At 72.5% G+C, this 23,629-nt stretch carries 17 protein-coding genes; 16 read left to right on the forward strand and 1 reads right to left on the reverse strand.

The features are described 5' to 3' along the window. Positions 1–77: 77 nt before the first annotated feature. Positions 78–1,487, forward strand: a complete 1,410-nt coding sequence (locus tag HGK68_RS03900) for an Ig-like domain-containing protein (RefSeq protein WP_169164776.1) — start codon at positions 78–80, stop codon at positions 1,485–1,487. A gap of 84 nt (positions 1,488–1,571) precedes the next feature. On the opposite strand, the gene HGK68_RS03905 is transcribed toward HGK68_RS03900, so the two are convergent. Further along, positions 1,572–2,753, reverse strand: a complete 1,182-nt coding sequence (locus HGK68_RS03905) for an ROK family transcriptional regulator (protein WP_169164777.1) — start codon at positions 2,751–2,753, stop codon at positions 1,572–1,574. 293 nt (positions 2,754–3,046) lie between these two features. On the opposite strand from HGK68_RS03905, the gene HGK68_RS03910 reads away from it, so the two are divergent. The 15 genes from HGK68_RS03910 to HGK68_RS03980 all read left to right on the forward strand — a co-directional run bounded on the left by HGK68_RS03910 (position 3,047) and on the right by HGK68_RS03980 (position 23,514). Further along, complete coding sequence (locus HGK68_RS03910) at positions 3,047–4,564, forward strand: sugar ABC transporter ATP-binding protein (protein WP_169164778.1); 1,518 nt, start codon at positions 3,047–3,049, stop codon at positions 4,562–4,564. Then, entirely contained in the window at positions 4,561–5,601 is a 1,041-nt protein-coding gene (locus HGK68_RS03915; protein ID WP_169164779.1) for an ABC transporter permease, read from the forward strand. The genes HGK68_RS03910 and HGK68_RS03915 overlap by 4 nt, the downstream gene beginning before the upstream one ends. 181 nt (positions 5,602–5,782) lie before the next feature. After that, positions 5,783–6,829, forward strand: coding sequence for a substrate-binding domain-containing protein (locus HGK68_RS03920; protein WP_169164780.1), 1,047 nt, complete (start codon positions 5,783–5,785; stop codon positions 6,827–6,829). A gap of 61 nt (positions 6,830–6,890) precedes the next feature. Then, positions 6,891–8,060, forward strand: a complete 1,170-nt coding sequence (locus HGK68_RS03925) for a Gfo/Idh/MocA family protein (RefSeq protein WP_206155797.1) — start codon at positions 6,891–6,893, stop codon at positions 8,058–8,060. A gap of 139 nt (positions 8,061–8,199) precedes the next feature. Continuing rightward, positions 8,200–11,637, forward strand: coding sequence for a PQQ-dependent sugar dehydrogenase (locus tag HGK68_RS03930; RefSeq protein ID WP_169164781.1), 3,438 nt, complete (start codon positions 8,200–8,202; stop codon positions 11,635–11,637). A 97-nt stretch (positions 11,638–11,734) separates the two neighbouring features. Further along, positions 11,735–12,700, forward strand: a complete 966-nt coding sequence (locus tag HGK68_RS03935) for a sugar phosphate isomerase/epimerase family protein (RefSeq protein WP_169164782.1) — start codon at positions 11,735–11,737, stop codon at positions 12,698–12,700. 17 nt (positions 12,701–12,717) lie between these two features. Beyond that, positions 12,718–13,995 (forward strand): WxL domain-containing protein, encoded by a 1,278-nt coding sequence (locus HGK68_RS03940; RefSeq protein ID WP_169164783.1) that lies wholly within the window; start codon positions 12,718–12,720, stop codon positions 13,993–13,995. 160 nt (positions 13,996–14,155) lie between these two features. Then, entirely contained in the window at positions 14,156–15,187 is a 1,032-nt protein-coding gene (locus HGK68_RS03945; RefSeq protein ID WP_206155799.1) for a COG1361 family protein, read from the forward strand. Between the two features lie 23 nt (positions 15,188–15,210). After that, positions 15,211–16,218: a sugar phosphate isomerase/epimerase family protein gene (locus tag HGK68_RS03950; RefSeq protein WP_169164785.1), complete on the forward strand. Its 1,008-nt coding sequence runs from the start codon at positions 15,211–15,213 to the stop codon at positions 16,216–16,218. Then, on the forward strand, positions 16,215–17,333 hold the full coding sequence (locus HGK68_RS03955; protein WP_246260571.1) for an inositol-3-phosphate synthase: 1,119 nt from the start codon (positions 16,215–16,217) through the stop codon (positions 17,331–17,333). The genes HGK68_RS03950 and HGK68_RS03955 overlap by 4 nt, the downstream gene beginning before the upstream one ends. Next, positions 17,330–18,409: an SCO3242 family prenyltransferase gene (locus tag HGK68_RS03960; protein ID WP_246260573.1), complete on the forward strand. Its 1,080-nt coding sequence runs from the start codon at positions 17,330–17,332 to the stop codon at positions 18,407–18,409. Before HGK68_RS03955 ends, HGK68_RS03960 begins: the two co-directional genes overlap by 4 nt. After that, positions 18,406–19,998: a TIM barrel protein gene (locus HGK68_RS03965; protein WP_169164786.1), complete on the forward strand. Its 1,593-nt coding sequence runs from the start codon at positions 18,406–18,408 to the stop codon at positions 19,996–19,998. The genes HGK68_RS03960 and HGK68_RS03965 overlap by 4 nt, the downstream gene beginning before the upstream one ends. Beyond that, positions 19,998–20,867 (forward strand): TatD family hydrolase, encoded by an 870-nt coding sequence (locus tag HGK68_RS03970; protein ID WP_169164787.1) that lies wholly within the window; start codon positions 19,998–20,000, stop codon positions 20,865–20,867. The genes HGK68_RS03965 and HGK68_RS03970 overlap by 1 nt, the downstream gene beginning before the upstream one ends. Continuing rightward, positions 20,864–22,135 (forward strand): metabolite traffic protein EboE, encoded by a 1,272-nt coding sequence (gene eboE, locus HGK68_RS03975; RefSeq protein ID WP_246260574.1) that lies wholly within the window; start codon positions 20,864–20,866, stop codon positions 22,133–22,135. Before HGK68_RS03970 ends, eboE begins: the two co-directional genes overlap by 4 nt. Beyond that, positions 22,132–23,514 carry an alkaline phosphatase family protein gene (locus HGK68_RS03980; RefSeq protein ID WP_169164788.1) on the forward strand — a complete coding sequence of 461 codons (1,383 nt, stop codon included), beginning with the start codon at positions 22,132–22,134 and terminating at the stop codon, positions 23,512–23,514. The genes eboE and HGK68_RS03980 overlap by 4 nt, the downstream gene beginning before the upstream one ends. Positions 23,515–23,629: the final 115 nt, after the last annotated feature.

Raw genomic sequence — 23,629 nt, forward strand, 5'->3', positions numbered from 1 at the left:
CGATGAGGACCGGTCGGGGGCTCCGGATCGCGGCTGCGACCGGGGTGTTGGTGCTCGGAACAGGTGGCCTGACTGCGATGGCGGCCGAGCCGGGTGCGGCGGATGCGGACGCCTCGGTGGTGGTGACCGGCCCGGAGCCGCGTGACGGCGGGGCCGGGGTCACGGACCCGGCAGCGCCGTCCAGCCCGCGGGACGGTGCGGCGGCCCCGGGCGTCGCGCCCGAGCCGGAGGCCGGATCGGCGTCGGGCCCAGGGTCGTCGGTCACCCCGGCGCCTGACACCGCGCCAGCACCTGAGACCGCATTCGAGACCGCGCCGGCACCCGAGACAGCACCCGAGACCGCGCCGGCGCCGGATGCCACGCCGGGCGCCACGCCCGGGTCGGGGACCACGCCCGCTGCCGACGGCATGACCGAACCGGCGGCGGGCGATCTGGACGAACCGGACCCCGACGCCCAGGATGACGTCCCGTGGGGAGTGCTGGAGCAGCAGGTAGCCGCCGGTGCGAGCATCACGCTCGATTACCGGTCGGTGCTGGACGTCGATCTCCCGGCCGGAACCGTGCCGGTGCCGGGGGTGAGCGCCTATCCGATGGAAGGCGACCTGTCGATCCAGGGCGAGACGGTCACGTACACCGCCGCCACCTATCCGACCCTCACCGCACTGGACTTCCTGCTGCACGTCGATGTGGGCGGGGAGCGTTACCTGGTCGAGGTCATGCTCCAGGTGGCTCCGGCGCTGGAGGCCCCGGCGCTCTGGGGGGCGACGGCTCCGGGATTCCCGGTGACCTTCGACCTGGCGACCCAGTTCGACGTGGACCCGAGCAGCTCGTTGTTCCCGGCGCGGATCGTGGCGATCGACCCGATCGCCGCCACGGTGGGCACCGCGGAGATCGCCGCGGACGGGCAGTCGATCCGCTTCAGCCAGAACGATCACGCCCGGGGGTACTTCACCTTCGGCTACACCCTGGAGGACGGGCAGGGACGTCGGACGACCGGCACGGTCAACGCCCTGCGCCTGCCCACGCTGACCCCTGCCCGGGTCGACCTGCGCACGACGGTGGATCAGCCGGTCACGGTGTCGGCGGTCGAGGCAGCCGGGGGCGAACCCGTCTACAGCTACCAGCGGACCGGTCAGATCAGCGACGCGGGTGGTGCGGTGCGTTCGGTCGACGTCCGCACGCTGTCGTACACACCTCCGGCCGGGTTCGTCGGCACCGACACCTTCCGAGTCGATGTCGTCGACGGCATCGGGCAGGTGGCCCGGGTGGACGTGGTGGTGACGGTCGAGGCGCCCGCACAGGCCCCGGTGCCGCCGCAGGTCCCGGTCCCGCCGGTCGCTGCGGAGCCGGTGGTCGCCATGGCGGGGACCAGCAGCCTCGCCACCACCGGCGCCGACCCGGCGGGCGGCCTGCTCGCGGTGGTCGCCAGCGTGGTCGGCGGGGCCGGTCTGCTGGCCTTGCGTCGCCGACTGACCCGCCGAGGCTGAGCCGGAGGGTCCGGCCGGAACCCCGGTTCGACCGTCAGGGTCGACCGGCGACGATCCGGCAGTTCCCGTCGCCGGGGGTGGCGGTCACGCGATGAGCGCGTCCACCGCCTCCGGCGACAGCACGTGGTCGACGGCCATCGCGCTGGCCCCGAGGATGCCGACCTGGGACCGCGCCTGCGAGGTCACGATCCGCAGGTGCTGGGTGGCCAGCGGCAGGGTGCGGGAGTAGACCACCTCGCGGATGCCGGCGATCAGGTGTTCCCCGGCCTCGGCCAGGATGCCGCCGATCACGATCATCTGCGGGTTGAGCAGGCTGACGCAGGCGGCGAGCACCGCGCCGATCTCCCGCCCCGCCTGGCGCACCGCCCGGCTGGCCGCCAGATCACCGGCGCGGACCAGCGCGACGACGTCGGCGCCGCTGCGGGCGCTCAGACCCTGGCGGGTGAGGGAGTCGGCGACCGCCTGACCGGAGGCCACCGCCTCCAGGCAGCCGACGTTGCCGCAGCGGCAGGGCACCCCTTCGGCACCGGGGACGGCGATGTGGCCGATGTCCCCGGCCGTGCCCTGGGCGCCACGGCGTAGGTCGCCGTCGCAGATGACGCCGGAGCCGATGCCGGTGGCGACCTTGACGAACAGCAGGTCGTCCACCTCCGGCCAGGCGGTGCGGTGCTCGCCGAGGGCCATCAGGTTGACGTCGTTGTCGACCAGCACCGGGACGTGCAGCTGGGCGGCGAGGATGCCGGGCACGTCGACGTCGTCCCAGGCGGGCATGATCGGCGGGTTGATCGGACGGCCGGTGGAGTGCTCGACCGGTCCGGGCAGGCCGACGCCGACTCCGGCGAGGTCGCTCAGGTCGCGTCCCTGGTCGGCGAGGAGCTGGTGTGCGCTGGACACCACCCAGTCCAGGACCACCTGCGGGCCCTCGGCGATGGCCAGGGTGGCGTCGGTCTCGGCGAGCACGGTGCTGGACAGGTCGGTGATCGCGGCGCGGGCGTGGGTGGCACCGAGCTCGACGGCCAGCACGACCTTGGCGGTCGGGGCGAAAGCGAAGGTGGTGGGTGGGCGTCCACCGGTGGAGCTGGCCTCACCGGCGGGGGCGATCAGTCCCGCGGACATCAGCAGATCGACCCGGGCGGCGATGGTGGACCGCGCCTGCCCGGTGGCACCGGCGAGGTCGGCACGGGTCCGGGGACGACCGTCCCGGAGGAGTTGGAACAGCTCACCGGCCCCGGTGTGCCGCTGGGGGAGCTTCACGACGTCCTGCACCCGGCTAGTGAACCACGAAGTCCAGGACCGGAAGTCAGCTTTCGTCGAACCTGTGCGGAACTTGTGCTTGGCAAGTGGCAAAAGGTCCCGTACGGTCCTGGTTGTCCGACTTCGTCACACTTCGACTGCCAGTCACGGCCGCAATGACGCGCGCTGTCACCTCGCCGGACCCATGAACGCCTCAAGACCTGGGGCGAACTCCCTCCCGCTTCTGTCGGTCACGATCACATAACGTGCCGACCAGCTTCCAACTTTTGATTGACAGCCGACAGAACTCTGGTCAGGATCACCACATGGTCAACGCCGACCCCCAGCCGCTGCTCCAGATGCGCGGCATCGTCAAGGAATTCCCGGGTGCCCGGGCGCTCGACGGAGTGGACCTGGAGGTCCTCCCCGGAGAGGTGCACTGCCTGCTCGGGCAGAACGGCGCCGGGAAATCCACCCTGATCAAGATCCTCGCCGGTGCGCACCAGCCCACCGACGGCACCGTGCTGGTCGACGGGCAGCCCGTCACCATCACCACTCCGGTCGCCGCCCTCTCCCTCGGCATCGCCACCATGTACCAGGAACTGGACGTGGTCGGCGGGCTGACGGTGGCCGAGAACATCTACCTCGGGCACGAGCTCGCCACCGCCGGGGTGCAGCGTCGCCGCGAGGCCCGCCAGCGCACCCGCGAGCTGCTGCGCCGGCTCGGGCACGCCGAGCTGTCGCCCAACCGGGAGGTCGGCACCCTGTCGGCCGCCGCCCAGCAGGTGGTGTCGATGGCCCGGGCACTGTCCCACGACGCCCGCGTCATCATCATGGACGAGCCGTCCGCGGTCTTGGACTCGGACGAGGTGCAGAACCTGTTCCGGGTGGTGCGCGAGCTGACCGCCGCCGGGGTCGCCATCGTCTACATCTCGCACCGGATGGAGGAGATCCGCGCGATCGGCGACCGGATCACCGTGCTGAAGGACGGTCGCACCGTCGCCGCCAACCTGCCGGTGGCCGAGACCCCGACCGCCGACCTGATCCGCCTGATGACCGGCCGCAGCGTCGAGTACGCCTTCCCGGCGGCACCCCCGGCCGACCCCGCCGCCCCGGTGGTGCTGGACGTGACCGACCTCGCGCTGCGCGGGACCTTCCGCGATGTCAGCTTCCAGGTGCGGGCCGGGGAGATCGTCGGGCTCGCCGGACTGGTCGGCTCGGGTCGCTCCGAGATCCTGGAGACCATCTACGGGGCGCGCAAGGCCAGCGCCGGGACGGTGACCGTCGGTGACACCCGACTGCGCGCCGGGTCGGTCGGCGCCGCGGTGAAGGCCGGGATCGGACTGGCCCCCGAGGAACGCAAGAGCCAGGGTCTGCTGTTGGACGAGCCGGTCTACCGCAACATCACGCTGTCCACCTTCGGTCGCTTCGCCAACGGCGGGCTGCTGAACGAGAAGGCCGAGCGGGACGCGGCACAGGAGCAGGCCGAGTCGCTGGACCTGCGCCCCACCGGCGTCGACCGGGCGATCCGCACCCTGTCCGGCGGCAACCAGCAGAAGGCGATGCTGGCCCGCTGGCTGGTGCACGGCTGCCGGGTGCTGCTGCTGGACGAACCGACCCGGGGTGTCGACGTCGGTGCCCGGGCCGAGATCTACGCCCTGGTGCGCCGACTGGCCGATTCCGGGGCCGCCGTCGTGGTGGTCTCCAGCGAGATCCCGGAGGTGCTCGGTCTGGCCGACCGGGTGCTGGTGGTGTCCGAGGGCCGGGTGGTGCACACCGGGCCGACCGATCAGATCGACGAGCACGCCGTGCTCGACATGGTGATGGAAGGAAGTGCGGCGTGAGCCACCAGACCGCAGCGGCGCCGCCGGCGCCCAACGAGCAGGCCCGGGTCGAGAAGCAGGCAGCGGTCAAGTCCCGCTACTCCTTCGGCGGCGCCGGGACCCGGAACATCGGACTGATCATCGCCCTGGTGGTGCTGTTCGTGATCGGGTACGCCACCTCCGGCACCCGGTTCGCCAGCCTGGACAACCTCACGGTGATCGTCTCCACCGCCTCGATCATCGGGGTGCTGAGCATCGGGATGACCTTCGTGATCACGGCGGGTGGCATCGACCTGTCGGTGGGATCGGTGCTCGGACTGGCATCGGTGTGGGCGACCACGCTCGCCACGCAGACCATGGCCGGGCAGTACGGCTGGATCGTGATGGTCGGCTGCGCGCTGCTGGTCGGCGTCGGTGCCGGTCTGATCAACGGTGTGCTGATCGCCTACGGGAAGGTGGTCGCCTTCATCGCGACCCTGGCCATGCTGGTCGCCGCCCGCGGCCTCGCCGAGCTGATCGCCCAGCGCCGCACCCAGCTGGTGAACGTCGACAGCTTCAACTCCACCTTCAAGGGTGACCTGCTCGGGGTGCCGAAGATCGTCTGGATCTTCGCCCTGGTCGCGGTCGCCGGGTGGTTCCTGCTCAACCGCACCACCTTCGGTCGCCGCACGGTGGCGGTGGGGGGCAACCCGGAGGCGGCGCGCCTGGCCGGCATCCCGGTCAAGCGGCACACCATGATGCTGTACGCCCTGGCTGGTCTCGCCGCCGGGATCGCCGCGGTGATGATGCTGGCCCGCACCGGTGCCGGGTCCTCCACCAACGGTCAGCTGTACGAGCTGGACGCCATCGCCGCGGTGGTGGTCGGCGGCACGCTGCTGGTCGGTGGTCGCGGCACCATCGTCGGCACCGTGCTCGGTGTGCTGATCTTCGCCACCCTGACCAACCTGTTCGTGCAGAACAACCTGGACTCCTCGGTGCAGTCGGTGGCCAAGGGGGCGATCATCATCGCCGCCGTCCTCCTGCAGCAGCGCTTCGTCTCCCGCGGCCGAGCGGGCTAACCCCCAGCAACCCCACCCCACCCCCACCCCCGGTCGAGGTCGGCAGTTCCCGCCCGAGGTCGGCAGTTCGCCCACCCGCGGACGGCCGGAAGTGCCGACTTCGCGCCAGCCCCCGTCCCTGCTCAGGTTCGTCACCGCGCTACCCACCCCTGCCCTGATACCTGGAATCAAAGGAGATTTCATGTCCATCCGACGTTTGATCCCGTTGGCCGCCGTTGCCGGTCTGGCACTGGTCGGCTGCACGTCGAACACCCCGGCCGAGAACAACGACGGCACGGGCAACACCGGCACTTCGGCCAACCAGGCGGTCTCCGACAACGACGAGCCGGGGGACACGGTGGTCATCGGGTTCTCCGCCCCGGCCGCGGACCACGGCTGGATGGGTGCGATCACCACCGCTGCCCAGGCCGAGGCCGAGCAGTACGAGGACGTCGAGCTCCGGGTCGCGGAGGGCACCAACGACGTCAACCTGCAGATCAGCCAGATCGAGCAGTTCATCAACGACGACGTCGACGCGATCGTGCTGCTGCCCTTCGACGGCGGTGCGCTCACCGATGTGGCGACCAAGGCGATGGAGGCCGGGATCCCGGTCATCAACGTCGACCGCGAGTTCTCCAGCCCGTTCGCCTCCCGGAGCACCGTGCTGGGCGACAACTACGGCATGGGGGTCAGCGCCGGCACCTACGTCTGCGAGCAGCTCGGCGACCAGCCGGACGCCGTGGTGGCCGAGATCGCCGGGATCGACTCGCTGCCGCTGACCCAGGACCGCTCGCAGGGCTTCGCGGATGCGCTGGACGGCTGCGGGCTGGAGGTCGCCAACCGGGTGGCCGCCGACTTCACCGTCCAGGGCGGCGAGCAGGCGGCGGCGAACCTGCTGCAGGCGGCGCCGGAGATCGACGCGATCTGGAACCACGACGACGACCAGGGTGTCGGCGTCCTGGCGGCGATCGAGAACGCCGGGCGGGACGAGTTCTTCCTGGTCGGCGGCGCCGGCTCCGCGAACATGATGCGGGAGATCCAGGACCCGGAGTCGGTGGTCAAGGCCACGGTCATCTACCCCTCCACCCAGGCGGCCGACGGGATCAAGCTGGCCCGCCTGGTGGCCCATGGTGACCGGTCCCTGAGTGACCTGGCCTCGTTCAGCGTGCCGCGCACGGTGCAGCTGTTTGCCCCGGTCGTCACCGAGGACAACGTCGACGACTACATCGACTCGGCCTTCGAGTCCTGAGCTGGTGACCCGGGCCGGGGAGGGACCGGCCCGGGTCACCGACCACGGAAGGAGCCCGTCGATGAACGAGGCACGCACACTCGGTGTGGGGATGATCGGCTACGCCTTCATGGGCGCCGCGCACTCTCAGGCATGGCGCACCGCCCCCCGGTTCTTCGACCTGCCGCTCGCCCCGCGGATGCGGGTGCTGGCAGGACGTGACCCGGGTGGGGTCAAGGCAGCCGCCGAACGACTCGGCTGGGAGCAGACGGTCACCGGCTGGTCCGAGCTGATCGAGCGGGACGACGTGGACCTGGTGGACATCTGCACCCCCGGCCACACGCACGCCGAGATCGCGATCGCCGCGCTGGACGCGGGCAAGCACGTGCTGTGCGAGAAGCCGCTGGCCAACACGCTCGCGGAGGCCGAGGCGATGGTCGCCGCCGCCGAGCGGGCAGCCGCCCGTGGGGTCAGGTCGATGGTGGGCTTCACCTACCGTCGGGTGCCCGCGGTGCAGTTGGCCCGGCAGCTGGTCGACGACGGACGACTGGGCGACCTGCGCCACGTGCGGGTGCAGTACCTGCAGGACTGGCTGACCGACCCGGAGGCGCCCCTCACCTGGCGACTGGACAAGCAGTTGGCCGGATCGGGTGCCCTCGGTGACATCGGCTCGCACGCGGTGGACCTGGCGCAGTTCATCACCGGAGAGCGGGTGACCGGGGTGGCGGCGACGCTGGAGACCTTCGTGACCGAACGCCCCTACCCGGCGGGCGGGCCGTCCGGTGGGCTGGTGAGCGCCGCCGGTGACACCCGCGGCCCGGTGACGGTGGACGACGCGGCGGTGTTCCTCGGTCGGCTCACCGGAGGGGCGCTGGGCGTCTTCGAGGCCACCCGGTTCGCCACCGGCCGCAAGAACGCACTGCGGATCGAGGTCAACGGGTCGCGTGGTTCGCTGGCCTTCGACTTCGAGGACATGAACGTGCTGCAGTTCCTCGACGCCGAGGACGACGTGCAGGGCTTCCGCCGGGTGCAGGTCACCGAACCGGAGCACCCGTACGTCGCCGCCTGGTGGCCGGCCGGCCACGGGCTGGGCTACGAGCACGCCTTCACCCACCAGGTCGTCGATCTGGTGGACGCGATCTCCGCCGGCACCGACCCGGCACCGTCCTTCGCGGACGGGCTGGCGGTGCAGCGGGTGCTGGACGCGGTGGAGCGTTCAGCCGCCGACGACAGTCGCTGGACGACTGTCTGACCTGACTCCCGAGGAACACCACAACGACGTGGAAGGAGAGGGCGTTCGTTCCCTGTCATGACGAGGTCGGGTGCCGTTGCCGCTGCACGGATCCGGACCCGACCCCGGTGATAAGACCCCCTGAGGAGCTGCATCACCCATGAAGGATATCCAGCCGCGCACTCATCGCGGCAGACGACCGATCGCCGCGGTGCTGGCGACGGTCCTGGCGGGGACGGCGTTCGCGCTGATCAGTGCCCCCGCGCAAGCCCACGATGGCGTGGACCACGGTGCCGAGCCGGGTGCGGAAGCTGCACTCGATTGGACCAATTACGAGAAGGTGACGCTGACCAAGGACGTCGGCGAGCCGATCGATCTGGCGGTGCTGCCCGATGGTCGAGTGCTGCACACCGCCCGCAACGGTGACGTCCGGCTGACCGACCCGGGCACCGGTGTCACCACGATCGTCAACAGCATCCCGGTGTACGCCAACTCCGAGGACGGCCTGCAGTCCATCGGGATCGACCCGGACTTCGAGGAGAACGGCTGGGTGTACCTGGTGTACGCCCCGCCCGGGAACACCCCCGCCGGGAACGCCCCGAACACCCTGCCTGCCGGTGCCGACGAGTCCTACTGGGACCAGTGGGTCGGCGTGAACCGGCTGTCCCGGTTCCAGTGGACGGGTGAGGCACTGGACCTGAGCAGCGAGCAGAAGATCCTGGACGTCGAGGTGCAGCGCGGTCAGTGCTGCCACGTCGGCGCCGACTTCGACTGGGACGCCGACGGGAACCTGTACCTGGGCACCGGCGACAACACCCCGGCCGGGACCCCGGGTGCCAACGGCTTCGCGCCGAACAATGACGCCCCGGGGATGAACCCGGGCTTCGACTCCCGCCGTGGCGCCGGGAACACCAACGACCTGCGCGGCAAGATCCTGCGGATCCACGTCGAGGAGGACGGCAGCTACACGATCCCGGAGGGGAACCTCTTCCCGGAGGGCACCGAGGGCACCCGCCCGGAGATCTTCGTGATGGGCGTGCGCAACCCGTTCAAGCTGGACGTGGACCCGCAGACCAACTCGCTGTCCTGGGGTGACTACGGTCCGGACGCGACCAAGGCCGCCGCGGCGACCGCCGGTCGTGGCCCGATGGGTCTGGTGGAGTGGAACGTCACCAGCCTGGACGAGCCGCACAACTCCGGCTGGCCGTTCGTCACCGGTGACAACTTCGCTTACAACGACTGGGACTTCGCCACCGGCACTCCGGGGGCGTTCTTCGACCCGGAGAACCTGGTCAACGACTCGCGCTGGAACACCGGTCTGACCGAGCTGCCGCCGGCCAAGCCCGCCACGCTGTACTACGGCGACGAGCCGGGCGACCAGCCGTGGGACGAGCTGGTCACCTTCGGCACCGGCAACGGCCAGGGCCCGATGGGCGGGCCGGTCTACCACTACGACCCCGACGCAGGGGAGTCCGCGTGGCCGGAGTACTGGGACAAGAAGGCCTTCTTCGGTGAGTTCTCCCAGGACTACATCGCCGCCTTCACTGTGGACTGGGACACCTTCGAGGTGACCCACATCGAGGACGTCACCCCGAACGCGGAGATCGGCTCGGCGGACTTCCCGCCGATCGACAACCCGATGGACATCGAGTTCGGTCCGGACGGCGCGATGTACGTGCTCGACTACGGTGACGGCTTCTTCCGGGCCAACCCGGACGCCGGGCTGTACCGGATCTCCTACGCCGAGGGGAACAAGTCGCCGCGGGCCGCCTTCACGGCCACGCCGAACTCCTCCTCCGCCGCACCGCTCGAGGTCGAGTTCGACGCCTCGGACTCCGCGGACCCGGAGGGTGAGGCCCTCACCTACCAGTGGGACTTCGACGGGAACGGGACCTGGGACGCCGAGGGCGTCTCCGCGTCGTACACCTACACCGAGCTGGGCCTGTACACCGCCCGGCTGCGGGTGACCGACCCGCAGGGCAAGTTCGCGCTGACCAGCCACCCGATCTCGGTCGGGAACCAGGCACCCGAGGTCACCCTCGACTACCCGGCGAACGGCGGGTTCTTCGACTGGGGGCAGGCCGTCCCGTTCAAGGTGACGACCACCGACGCCGAGGACGGCGCCGAGACGGTGTGCAGCCGGGTGTCCTGGACCTACGGTCTGGGCCACGACGAGCACGCCCACCCGGAGAGCTCCGGCACCGGTTGCCAGGGTGCCTTCGCCACCGACCCGAACTCCCCGGAGCACGGGCCCGGCGCGCTGCTGTACGGCGCCGTGGTGGTCAACTACACCGACAACGGGGCGAACGGGGTCCCGGCCGCCCGCGGTGAGGCCACCGCCCGGCTGAACCCGAAGACCCAGGAGCTGGAGCACGGGGTCAAGAAGGGCGTCACCGTCTACGGCGACGCCTCGGCCTCCGGTGGCAACGCGATCCGTGGCCTCGGCAACGGGGACTCGGTGACCTTCACCCCGGTGAACTTCACCGGGATCACCGGCGCCGTGGTCCGGGCGAACGGCGGCGGTGAGATCCAGCTGCGCTGGGGCACCGCCGACGCCGCGCCCTTCGCCACCGCGACCATTCCCGCCGCCGCCGGGTGGCAGGACGTGGAGATCGCCTTCACCGCCCCCGAGGGCACCGGCGACCTGGTGGTCACCAGCGCCGACGAGCTGGCGGTGGACTCGATCACCATGGTGGGGGCGGGCGTCGCCGATGTCACCGCACCGACCGTGGCGCACACCCTCACCCCGGCGGAGCCGACCGGTGTGGGTGGCGTGTTCACCGAGCCGGTCCGGTTCGCCGTCCAGCCCACCGACGACGGTGCGATCCGTTCGGTGGAGTACAGCCGGGACGGTGGCGCCACCTGGATCGCCCTGGCCGCCAACCAGCAGTACGGCGTGACCTTCGGCGAGAACGGGGCCTACGACCTGCGGTACCGGGCGACCGACACCGCGGGCAATGTCTCCGAGCTGGGCCAGGTCGCCTTCACCGTCGACCTGGACGCGCCGCAGGAGCCGACCGTCGACACCACCCTGGCGGCCACCGTGCCGGCATCGCGGGTCGGCTTCGGCAGCCCGGGTGTGGTGAACGTGTCGGTCACCGCCGGGGAGCAAGCCCCCGACGGCGAGGTCGCGGTGCTGCTCGGTGAGACCGAGGTCGGCCGGGCACCGCTGGGTGCCGACGGCACGGCTGCCGTGCCGCTGGCCGCCGACCTCGCGGTGGGCAGCCACACCCTGCGGGTGGTGTACGCGGGCGGCGAGGTCTTCAAGCCGTCCGAGTCCACCGTGCGGCTGACCGTCGCCCGCACCACCTCACTCGTCACCGCCACGGCCCCGCAGGTGAAGCCCGCGGTCGCCGCCAAGGTGTCGGTGCAGGTGGCGTCGGCGACCGGGATCGTCCCGGCCGGCGACGTGACGGTCACGGTCAAGCGGAACAACGCCACGGTGGCCACGGCCGCCGGGACCCTCGACGCCGCCGGCGCGAGCGTCGTCACCCTCGGGAAGCTCCCGGAGGGCACCTACCAGGTCCAGGTCGCCTACAGCGGCTCGGCCGGTATCGCAGCGAGCACCACGAGCACCACCCTCACTGTCCGCAGCTAGTGGTCCCGTGGGGCCGGGCACGCGGCCCGGCCCCACGGCACCCCGCGAGTCTCGAAGGAGAGACATGCACCAGCACGAGACACTCCCGGCACGGCCCATGAGCCGTCGCTCGGTGATGAAGGCCCTCGCCGCATCCACCGTGGCCGTCGGCGTGGGCACCGCCCTCGGTGCGCAGTCCGCCGGGGCGCTCACCCCGACCGCCGCCGCCCCCGGTCGTGGCGGCAGCAAGCTCGTCCCGGCCAACCGGATCGGCATCCAGCTGTACACCGTGCGGGACAAGGTGGCCTCGGTCGGCTTCCGCACCGTGTTCGAGCAGCTGTCCGCGATGGGCTACTCGGAGATCGAGTTCGCCGGGTACACCCAGGGCAACGTCGGCCCGATCACCCCGCAGGAGATCCGCACCCTGCTGGACGACAACGGACTGCGCGCCGTCGGCAGCCACGTCAGCACCAGCCTGCTGCGCACCGACCTGGCCAACCAGATCGACATCGCGCACACCCTCGGCACGCCGCACCTGGGCACCGGGAACGCCCCGACCAACGACGCCACCAAGGAGGGCTACCTCGCGGCGGCCGAGGAGTGGAACGGGTGGGGCGAGCAGGTCAGCGCCGCCGGACTGAAGCTCTACCAGCACAACCACGACGGCGAGTTCCGCTTCGACCCGGTCGACCCCTCGGTCCGGCTCTACGACGTGTTCTACGACAACACCGACCCGAACCTGGTGTTCCTGGAGATGGACATCTACTGGGCCTACGTCGGCCAGCACAAGTACCCCGGGTTCGAGCCGATCGACTACATCCTGCGCAACCCGCGGCGCTACCCGCTGCTGCACCTGAAGGACGGCAAGGCCAACGAGGCCAGCGGCAACGGCTACGACATCATCGAATTCGGTGCCGGTGACCTGCCGTACCAGTCCTTCCTGTCCCAGCTGCGCACCCGTGGCCAGCACTTCGGCCTGTACGAGCAGGACAACGCCGCCACCACCGCGGTGCCGCCCAACCCGCTCGACTCCTTCGGCAACGCCGACCGGAGCTACGACGCCATCGCCGGGCTCCGCGGCTGAGGCGGGGAGAGGAAGCCATGAAGCGCATGTGGAAGATCCCGGCCGTGCTGGTCGGGACGTTCGCCCTCACCGCGGTCGGCATCCCGATCGCCCAGGCCGCCGGGACCGACTGCACCACCGACCTCGGCGACCAGACCGTCACCGGTGACCTGGTGGTCCCGGCCGGTGCCGACTGCACCCTCGGCGGCGCGACCGTCGAGGGGTCGGTGATCGTCGAGGCCGGTGGCTGGCTGGACGCGACATCGGCCACCATCACCGGGGACGTGCTCGCCACCGATCCCTACGGGGTGCTGATCGACGGCACCACCGTCGGCGGTGACATCAGCGTCTACGCCACCGACACCCGGGTCGGCTTCCTCTACCTCAACGACCTGGAGGTGGCCGGTTCGGTCGCCACCGGAGGCGTGGACGTGGAGATCACCGACTCCCAGATCACCGGCGGCGTGCTGGCCCAGGCGCCGACCTACGTCGATCTGGTCCGCACCGGCGTGGACGATGACGTGTCGATCGCCGACGCGGACTTCGGCGCGCTGGTCGCCGGGGCGGTGGTCGGCGGCAACCTGTCGGTGACCGGGTCCTCCCGTGACGTGCTGATCGGCGCCAACGCCGACGGCTCGGCGGCCGCGTGGGGCAACACCGTCGGCGGGAACCTGGTGCTGAGCGGCAACACCGCGAATCTGCGGGTCGCCCAGTCCACCGTCTACGGCGCGATCACCCTGGACGGCAACGACCCGGCCGCCGCCTTCGGCCCCGGGATCACCGCCGGATCGGTCGACGGCGACTTCACCGGCGAGCAGCCGGGCGAGGCGGTCGCCGGTGACCAGGCCATCGCGGTCACCGTGCCGGAGCAGCGGGCGGGTGAGCTGACCTGGTCGCTGGAGGGCGGCAACGGCCTGGTGAACCTCGGGGTCGCCGAGGAACTCCAGGACCGGTACCAGGCCACCGGCGAGATCGTGCCGGTCCGGGTGCAGGACACCCGGGCGGGTGACCCGGTGTGGTCGATCACCGCGCAGGTCTCCGACTTCCAGGCCGGGGGCCAGGCGCTGTCCTCCTCCTTCCTGGGCTGGACCCCGCAGGTCCTGGAGAACGCGGGCGACGCGGTGGCCGGTGCGCCGGTGCCGAGCGCCCTGGAGGGTGGCGGCGAGGGCCTGTCGGTCGCCCGCACGCTGGCCTCCGCCGAGGAGGGTCACGGCCGTGGCTCGTCGCTGGTCGGTGCCGACCTCGACCTGCAGCTGCCGCTGGACGCCCCGTCGGGCACCTACACCGCGACGCTCACGCTCACCGCGCTGAGCTGACCGGCACGCCGTCGTCCCGCCCGGTCCTCATCCCGGGCGGGACGGCGGCCCCCACCCCCGCCCACTCCCTCATCAGGCGGTTGCCATGTTCACCAGCTCCACCCGCGGCCACGACGACGTGACCGCTCCGCTCCCACTCCCACGTCCGTCGAGCACCGCCGTGCGCGTCGTGCTCCGGGCCCTGATCCTCACCCTCACCCTGGTGCTCGCGGGCATCTTCGCCTTCGCCCCGCGCGCCGACGCCGCCACCGATCCGCAGCAGGTGTCCTGGGGTGTCCGTCCAGCCAACACCGTGCACGGCACCGACCGGCCCAACTTCGCCTACCGGCTGCCGCCCGGGGGCACGGTGCAGGACGCGATCGTCGTCACCAACCGGGGCGGCGAGCCGCTCAGCCTGGACGTCTACGCCGCCGATGGCTTCCTGACCTCGGACGGCACGCTGGACCTGGTCGCGGCGGGCGAGCAGTCCGAGGCGGTCGGCGCCTGGACCGTCGCCGCGGGCAGCCCGGTCACCGTCCCGCCGAACGAGTCGGTGGAGGTGCCCTTCACCCTCACCGTCCCGGCCGACGCACAGCCCGGCGACTACGCCGGTGGGGTGGTCTCCACCCTGCGCGTGGAGAACGCCGAGGGCGTCACCGTCGACCGCCGCCTCGGCTCCCGGGTGCACCTGCGGGTGACCGGTGACCTCACCCCCGCACTGACCGTCGACGACGTGCAGGTGCAGTACCTCAGCGCCGGCGCCAACCCGCTGACCCCGGGCACCGCGACCGTGAGCTTCGCGGTGACCAACACCGGCAACGCCCGGATCGCGCCGGGGGAGACCGTGACCGTCGGCGGTCCCTTCGGCTGGGGCAGCACCCCGGCCGCACAGGTCGACCTGCCGGAGCTGATCCCCGGCGCCACCGTGCAGCGCACCGCCACCCTGGAGGACGTCTGGCCGCTGGTGCTCGCCACCGCCGAGATCAGCGTCGGCGGCACCGTGGTCGCCCTGCCCGGTGGAGACGCCGAGCGGGTCGCCGTGCCGACCGCCTCCGCCTCCGCGAATGCCTGGGCGGTGCCCTGGACTCAGATCGCCGGCCTGCTGCTGCTGGTCGCGCTGATCGTGTGGCGGGCCGGGGCCGGACGCCGGCGCAAGGCAGCCCAGCAGCGCGCGGTCGACGCCGCCGTCGCCGACGCGCTGCGCACCGCTTGACCCATCGCTGCAAAGGAGAAGACATGCGACCGATCACCCTGTTCACCGGCCAGTGGGCCGACCTGCCGTTCGAGAAGGTGGCCGAGCTGGCCGCCGGGTGGGGCTACGACGGTCTGGAGATCGCCTGCTGGGGCGACCACCTGGACCCCTGGCGCTGGGACGACGAGGAGTACGTGCAGTCCCGCCGCGACATCCTGGACCGGCACGGGCTGAAGGTGTGGGCGATCTCGAACCACCTCAAGGGCCAGGCGGTCTGCGACGACCCGATCGACCAGCGGCACCAGGACATGCTCTCGCCCCGGGTGTGGGGCGACGGCGACCCGGAGGGCGTCCGCCAGCGGGCAGCGGAGGAGATGCAGCACACCGCCCGGCTGGCCGCCAAGCTCGGGGTCGACACAGTGGTCGGCTTCACCGGCTCGGCGATCTGGAAGTACGTGGCGATGTTCCCGCCGGTCCGCGCCGAGACCATCGAGGCCGGGTACCAGGACTTCGCGGACCGGTGGAACCCGATCCTGGACGTCTTCGACGAGGTCGGCGTCCGCTTCGCCCACGAGGTGCACCCGAGCGAGATCGCCTACGACTACTGGACCACCGTGCGCACCCTGGAGGCGATCGGCCACCGGGAGGCCTTCGGCCTGAACTGGGACCCGAGCCACATGGTCTGGCAGGACCTGGACCCGATCGGCTTCCTGATCGACTTCGCCGACCGGATCTACCACGTCGACTGCAAGGACACCCGCAAGCGGATGACCAACGGCCGCAACGGGCGGCTCGGCTCGCACCTGCCCTGGGCCGACCCGCGCCGCGGCTGGGACTTCATCTCCACCGGACACGGCGACGTGCCGTGGGAGGACGCCTTCCGCACCCTGAACGCCATCGGCTACGACGGCCCGATCTCGGTGGAGTGGGAGGACGCCGGGATGGACCGCCTGCTCGGTGCGCCGCAGGCACTGGAGTTCGTGCGGTCGCTGGCCTTCGACGCCCCCGACGCGGCCTTCGACTCCGCGTTCTCCACCCGGGAGGAGGCGTGAGCACCGGCCTGTGGCTGATCGGCGCGCGCGGCTCGGTCGCCACCACCGCGGTGCTCGGCCTGGCCGCGATCGCCCGTGGTCACGCCGGCGCCGAGGGCTGCGTCACCAGCGGCTGGCCCGGCCTGGTGGACTTCGCCGACATCGTGGTCGGTGGTCATGACGTCAGCCACGTGTCGCTGACCAAGCGCGCCGAGACCCTGGTGGACGCCGGGATGATCCCCGCCGCGCTGCTGGCCGCCAGCCACGACGACCTGGAACTGGCCGACGCCGAGGTCCGCCCCGGCTACGCCACCCTGCCGCCCGGGCACAGCCAGCAGCAGGAAGCGGAGCGGCTCGCGGCCGACATCGTGGACTTCCGCGACCGCCACGGCCTGGAGCGGGTGGTGGTGGTCGATCTGTCGTCCACCGAGCCGCCGCAGGACATCGATGACGTGGACGTCGAGCAGCTGACCGAACCGGACCGGGTGCTGCTGCCCCCGTCGTCGGTCGCCGCCTGGGCAGCGCTGATCGCGGGCAGCCCCTACGCCTGCTTCACCCCGTCCACCGGGATGCGACCGCTGCTGGAGCTGGCCCGCGAGGCCGGGGTGCCGGTGGCCGGGCAGGACGGCAAGACCGGGCAGACCTGGCTGCGCACGGTGCTGGCCCCCGCGTTCACCGACCGTGGTCTGCGGGTGCTGTCCTGGGCCGGGGCGAACCTGCTCGGCGGCGGGGACGGTGCCACCCTGGCCGACCCGGAGGCGGTGCGCTCCAAGCTGGCCTCCAAGACCCGGGGGCTGCGCGACCTGACCGGCTCCGACGTCACGCCGTTGCACATCGACAACGTCCCGGACCTGGGCGACATCAAGGTGGCCTGGGACCACGTGCACGTGCAGGGCTTCCTCGGCTCCCGGATCACACTGCAGACCACGTGGAGCGCCTACGACTCCATGCTGGCGGCGCCGATGGTGCTGGACCTGACCCGGTTGCTGGCCCTGGCCGACCGGGCCGGGATCGGTGGCGTGGTGCCGGAGCTCGGGTTCTTCTTCAAGGACCCGTGGGGCAGCGACACCCACGGCGCCGCCGAGCAGGCCGACGCCCTGCGCGCCTGGGCGGAGCGGACGGCGGCCCCCCTGTGACCCCCACCCCCCACCCCACCCCCACCCACCCCCCCGCCCCAGGTCGGCAGTTCCCGCCCAGATCGGCAGTCCGCGCCCGAGGTCGGCAGTCCGCCACCTCGGATCGGGCCGGAACTGCCGACCTCGCGACCGTCGCCGACTACCTGGAACTGGTGCGGGCACCGGCGGTGCTGACGGTGCTGGGCGACACGGTGGCGGGGGGCTCTGCGGCGGGGCACGCGTGGACGCCGCGGCGCGCGGTGCTGCCGGTGGCGTCGGCGTGCCTCTACTCGGGGGGCATGGCGCTGAACGACTGGGCGGACCGGGAGCTGGACGCGGCCGAACGCCCGGAGCGGCCGATCCCCTCGGGCCGGATCACTCCGGAGCGGGCGCTGGCGGTCGCCGGGGGACTGGGCGTCGCGGGTCTGGCGCTCGCCGCCGTCGGCGGGGGTCGGCGGTCCCTGGCCGTCGCCGTCCCGCTGGCGGCCGGGGTGTGGCTCTACGACGCCGTGCTGAAGGACAGCCCGGCCGGTCCGGTCGCGATGGCCGCCTGCCGCGGTCTGGACGTGCTGATGGGCGCCGGGGTGGGTCGGCTGCGCGCCGCCGCCTCGGCTGCCGCCACCATCGCGGCGCACACCGCCGGGGTCACCTGGCTGTCCCGCGGCGAGGTGCACGGCACCAGCACCGGGGTGGCGGGCGCGGCCCTGGCGACCACGGCCACCGTCGCCGCCGCCACGCTGCTGGGACCCACGATCCCCGCCCATCTCACCAGCGCTGCCGCCCCGGCCCAGGCCACTGGCTCCGGCCGCGCCCGCTCGGCGGCCCGGCGCCCCGCCACCACCCCCGCACTGGCGGCGGCCGCCCTCGCCACCGCCGCCTACCTCGCCACCGTCCTTCCGCCGCAGCGCGCGGCCGTGCGTACCCCTGGTGCCGCCCAGGCCCGCACCGCCACCGGCGCGGGCATCCGGGCGATGATCCCGCTGCAAGCAGCCTGGGCTGCCCGCTCCGGGTCGCCGGTCGCCGCCGCACTCGTCGGGCTGGTCGGCGTCGCAGGGGTAGCGCTGCGTCGTGGCCGCCGGACGGTGAGCGAGACATGACCTGGACCCTCGGCTACGGCACCAACGGCCTCGGCGACCACCCGCTGCCGCAGGCTCTCGACCTGATCGCGGAGACCGGCTACGGCGCCGTCGCCCTGACCCTCGGCTTCCCGCACCTGGACCCCTGGGCCGAACCGGACGAGCTGCATCGGGTGCATCGGCGGGTGGACGCCCTCGGCCTGACCCTGGTGATCGAGACCGGCACCCGGTTCCTGCTCGACCCCCGGCGCAAGCACGCCCCGGCGCTGGTCGACGCGGAGGCGGACGCCCGGGTGGCCTACCTGCGGCGCGCGGTGCAGGTCGCCGAGGAACTCGGGGCGGACACCGTGCAGTTCTTCTCCGGTGTGCTCACCCCGGGCGACGACGCGGCGGCCGCCCGCGACCGGCTGCTGCACCGCCTCGGATCCCTGGTGGACGTCGCCGACCGGCACGGGATCCGGCTCGCCCTGGAACCCGAGCCCGGGATGGTGGTGGAGACGGTCGCGGACGCGCTGGCGATCCGGGCGGCCCTCGGCGACCCGACGGCGCTGGGCCTGACCGTCGACATCGGGCACTGCCTGGTGGTCGAGTCCGGGGGAGTGGCCGGGGCGCTCGCCGCCGCCGCGCCCGCCCTGGCGCACGTCCAGATCGACGACATGCCGAGCAGCCACCACGAGCATCGGCCCTTCGGTGACGGCGACCTCGACCTGCCCGCCGCCCTGATCGCCCTGGACGCCACGGGCTACACCGGCGTGGTCTCGGTCGAGCTGCCCCGGCACTCCTGGGACGCACCCCACCTGCTGCGGCACAGCCACGACGCCATCGCCCGCGCCCGTCCCTCAACCCCCACCCAAGGAGCAGCCATGACGTCGACGACGCCGTCCCCGGCCAGCACCGCCCCACCGGGCAGCATCTCCCGCACCGATCCCACCCCGCCGGTGGTCGCCGCCGCCCTGGCCCCGCCCACCGATTGGCTCGCGGAGGCGATCGGGGTCGTCCACCAGGACCCGCGTCGCCTCGGCGCGCCGTTCGCCCTCGCGGCCCGTCGGGTCGGCCGCGACGCCCTGCGTGCGGACCACGACCCCGGTGGCGTGGTGTTCGGCACCGTCGCCGACGCCGCCCGGGCCGCCCTGGTGGTCGCGGCCGTGCCCGCTGCGGACACCGGCTCGGCGCGCCGCCCCGACCCGCACACCGGCGGTGTCGACCTGGTCGACACCCTGCGCACCCTCTACCAGCAGGGCGACACCGGCGAGCGCCGGGGCGTGCTGCGCGGCCTGGACGCCCTCACCGTGGTGGACGCCCTGTCGCCGGAGCTGATCGCGCTGGGCCAGGAGCTGGCCGCCGACGCCCTGCGCACCAACGACCCGTCGCTGGTCGCCGCCGCCACCGGCCCGTTCGCCGCCGCTCACCTGGACCAGCACACCTGGCGGCACGCGGCGGTGAAGCTGGTGTTCCAGCAGGTCAGCCTGGACGCCGTGGCGGGACTGGCCGATCGCGCCGATGCCGAACTCGCCCGGATGGCCGGTGACCTCGCCGCCGAGCGTCGCGCCGCCGGGCGCCCCGTCCCCGACGACCTCGCCCGGATCGCCGGGCAGCAGAAGGAGTCCTGATGCGCATCCTCGACCCGCACATCCACATGACCAGCCGCACCACCGACGACTACGAGGCGCTGTACGCCGCCGGCGTCCGGGCCGTGGTCGAACCGGCGTTCTGGCTCGGCCAGCCCCGGACCAGCGTCGGTTCCTTCGTTGACTACTTCGACGCGCTGATCGGCTGGGAACGGTTCCGGGCCGCCCAGTTCGGCATCCGGCACCACGCGACCATCGGCCTGAACCCCAAGGAGGCGAACGACCCGCGCTGCCGCGAGGTGCTCGAGGTCATCCCGCGTTACCTGACCAAGGAGGGCGTGGTCGCAGTCGGCGAGCTGGGCTACGACGCGATGACCCCGCAGGAGGACCAGGTCTTCGCCGCCCAGCTCGCGATGGCCCTGGACGCCGATCTGCCCGCGCTGGTGCACACCCCGCACCGGGACAAGCTGGCCGGGACGCGGCGCACCCTGGACGTGGTGCGCGAGGCCGGGCTGACCCCGGACCGGGTGCTGGTCGACCACCTGAACGAGACGACGGTCGGGCTGGTCCGGGACGCCGGTGCCTGGGCCGGGTTCTCGATCTACCCGGACACCAAGATGGACGAGGTGCGGATGGTCGCCATCCTGCGCGAGTACGGCCTGGACCGGATGATCGTGAACTCCGCCGCCGACTGGGGGCGCTCCGACCCGCTGAAGACCTGGCGCACCGGCGTCACCATGCTGGAGGCCGGGTTCACCGAGGACGAGGTGGACCAGGTGCTCTGGCGCAATCCGGTGGAGTTCTTCGGGGCGAACCTGATCCTGGACCCGGTGCCCGGCTTCATCGCCGGACAGGCCCCCGCACCCGCCGAGTTCGCCGGGTCCTCTGTGCTGCGCGGCGTCCGGGCATGAGGGGGCAGTCGATGTTGCTGTCCTACTGCACCAACGTGCACCCGGCGGAGGACCTGGACGGCGTGATCGCCCAGCTCGAACGCTATGCCGGGCCGGTGCGCCGCGCGGCGGGCCTGGACACCCTCGGCGTGGGGCTGTGGCTGCCCGCCACCCTGGCGCACCGGTTGGACGAGTCGACCGCCGACCGCCAGCGGCTGCGCACCGTGCTGGCCGAGCAGGGGCTGACCGTGCACACCCTGAACGCGTTCCCCTACGGCGGCTTCCACGCCGAGGTGGTCAAACTCGCCGTCTACACCCCGACCTGGGCCGATCCCGCTCGCGCCGACTACACGCTGGCCTGCGCCCGGGTGCTGGCCGACCTGCTGCCGGAGGGCGTCGCCGGGTCGATCTCCACCCTGCCGCTCGGCTGGCGGGACGGGTGGACCGCCGACCACGATGCGCTGGCCACCGCCGCCCTGTCCCGGGTCGCCACCGAGCTGCGCCGGTTGCCCCGCACCGTCCGGCTGGCGGTCGAACCCGAGCCGGGCTGCATCCTGGACACCGTCGACGACGTGGTCGACTGGCTGGCGGCCCGGACCGACCTCATCGACCCGGAACACGTCGGGATCTGCCTGGACACCTGCCACCTGGCGACCAGCTTCGCCGACCCGGTGCAGGCGGTGCGCCGGATCCGGGACGCCGGACTGCGGGTGGTGAAGGTGCAGGCGTCGGCGGCACTGCAGGTCGACGACCCGGCCGACCCGGTGGCCCGCGCCGCCGTCGCCCGGTTCGCCGAACCGCGCTATCTGCACCAGACCCGCGAGCAGGGACCTGAGGGCGTCCTCCGGGTGGACGACCTGCCGGAGGCATTGGACACCCTGCCCGCCACCGGACCGTGGCGGGTGCACGTGCACGTCCCGCTGCACGCCCGGCCCGCCGCCCCGCTGTCCGCCACCACCGAGGTGCTGCGCACGGCGGTCGGTGCCGTGGCCCGCACCCCGCACGGCGACGAGGCCCACCTGGACGTGGAGACCTACACCTGGGCGGTGCTGCCCGACGACCTGGCCGCCCGCGCCGAGTCCGACCTGGTCGCCGGGATCGCCGCCGAGCTGCGCTGGGCGGTCACCCACCTGCTGCCCGCCGATCTGTGGTCGGCCGACCGCCCCACCCGCCCGCTCGCTGACCTGCCCACCCGCCCGCTCGCCGACTCGCCCGCCGACCTGCCAGGCTCCCCGCCCCAGGTGCCGGAGGCACCGGCCGACACTCGTTCCGTCCGGAGGTCCGCATGAAGCCCGTCCTGCTGCTCGACGTCGTCGGGCTGACCCCCCGGGCACTGCGCCAGATGCCCCGCCTGAGCCGCCTGGCCTCGACCGGGTGGCAGGCACGCCTGGACACCGTCCTGCCCGCCGTGACCTGCTCGGTGCAGTCGACGATGCTCACCGGACTCGCCCCCGCCCAGCACGGCGCGGTCGGCAACGGGTGGTACTTCCGCGACCTGGGCGAGGTGCACCTGTGGCGGCAGCACAACCGGTTGATCACGGGGGAGAAGCTCTGGGAGACCGCCCGCCGCCTCGACCCCGACTACACCGCCGCCAACATCTGCTGGTGGTACGCGATGGGCATGACCACCGACGTCACGGTCACCCCGCGCCCGATCTACCACGCCGACGGGCGCAAGTCCCCGGACGCGTACATCCGTCCGCCCGCACTGCACGACGAGCTGACCGACCGCCTGGGGGACTTCCCGCTGTTCACCTACTGGGGGCCGACCGCCTCGATCACCTCCACCCGGTGGATCGTGGACGCCACCCGGCATCTGCTCGCCACCCGCACCGACGCGCTGACCATGGCCTACCTGCCGCACCTCGACTACGACCTGCAACGCTTCGGGCCGCTCGACCCCCGGGCCGATGCCGCCGCCGCCGACCTCGACGCCGCCCTGGGCCCGCTGCTGGACGACGCCGAGGCCCGCGGCATCACGGTCATGGTGGTCTCCGAGTACGGCATCGAACCCGCCACCACCCCGGTCGACGTCAACCGCGTGCTCCGCTCGGCCGGGCTGCTGGAGGTCTACGTCCAGGATGGCCGCGAGCAACTGGACCCGTGGACCTCCCGGGCGTTCGCGGTCGCCGACCACCAGGTGGCGCACGTCTACGTCCGGGACCCGGATGATCTGCCGCGGGTCGGCGCGCTGCTGCGCGACCTGCCCGGGGTCGATCTGGCGCTCGACCGGCAGGCCCAGGCAACCTTCGGGCTCGACCACCCCAACGCGGGCGAACTGGTCCTGGTCGCCGAGCCGAGTGCGTGGTTCACCTACTACTTCTGGCTGGACGACGACCGGGCGCCCGACTACGCCCGGGGTGTGGACATCCACCGCAAGCCCGGCTACGACCCGGCGGAGCTGTTTTTCGACCCGGCCGACCGCCTCGCCAAGGCCCGCGCCGGACTCAACCTGGTCCGCAAGAAGCTCGGGCTGCGCTACGCCATGTCCACCACCCCACTGGACCCGACGTGCGTGCGCGGCACCCACGGCCGGTTGCCGGAGTCGCCCACGGATGCGCCGGTCGTCCTGTGCTCCGACCCGGACCTGTCCACCGCCGATGCCGTCCCCGCCGCCGCGATCAAGTCCCTGGTCCTGCAACTCCAGGGCCTGGCCGCACGAGTCTGACCCCACGCGCCCCCCATCCACCCCGCCGCCCCGCACCCGCCGCCCCGCACCCGCCGCCCCGCCGAGGTCGGCACTCCACGCCCGAGGTCGGCACTCCGCCCACCCGCTGGTGGCG

This window comes from Cellulomonas taurus (assembly GCF_012931845.1).
GTDB classification, from domain to species: Bacteria; Actinomycetota; Actinomycetes; order Actinomycetales; family Cellulomonadaceae; genus Cellulomonas; species Cellulomonas taurus.

Coding starts and splice junctions, on each gene's coding strand:
- HGK68_RS03910 (WP_169164778.1), top strand. CDS start 3,047: ATGGTCAACGCCGACCCCCAGCCGCTGCTCCAGATGCGCGGCATCGTC.
- HGK68_RS03950 (WP_169164785.1), top strand. CDS start 15,211: ATGCGACCGATCACCCTGTTCACCGGCCAGTGGGCCGACCTGCCGTTC.
- HGK68_RS03930 (WP_169164781.1), top strand. CDS start 8,200: ATGAAGGATATCCAGCCGCGCACTCATCGCGGCAGACGACCGATCGCC.
- HGK68_RS03965 (WP_169164786.1), top strand. CDS start 18,406: ATGACCTGGACCCTCGGCTACGGCACCAACGGCCTCGGCGACCACCCG.
- HGK68_RS03970 (WP_169164787.1), top strand. CDS start 19,998: ATGCGCATCCTCGACCCGCACATCCACATGACCAGCCGCACCACCGAC.
- HGK68_RS03940 (WP_169164783.1), top strand. CDS start 12,718: ATGAAGCGCATGTGGAAGATCCCGGCCGTGCTGGTCGGGACGTTCGCC.
- HGK68_RS03900 (WP_169164776.1), top strand. CDS start 78: ATGGCGGCCGAGCCGGGTGCGGCGGATGCGGACGCCTCGGTGGTGGTG.
- HGK68_RS03980 (WP_169164788.1), top strand. CDS start 22,132: ATGAAGCCCGTCCTGCTGCTCGACGTCGTCGGGCTGACCCCCCGGGCA.
- HGK68_RS03925 (WP_206155797.1), top strand. CDS start 6,891: ATGAACGAGGCACGCACACTCGGTGTGGGGATGATCGGCTACGCCTTC.
- HGK68_RS03920 (WP_169164780.1), top strand. CDS start 5,783: ATGTCCATCCGACGTTTGATCCCGTTGGCCGCCGTTGCCGGTCTGGCA.
- eboE (WP_246260574.1), top strand. CDS start 20,864: ATGAGGGGGCAGTCGATGTTGCTGTCCTACTGCACCAACGTGCACCCG.
- HGK68_RS03935 (WP_169164782.1), top strand. CDS start 11,735: ATGAGCCGTCGCTCGGTGATGAAGGCCCTCGCCGCATCCACCGTGGCC.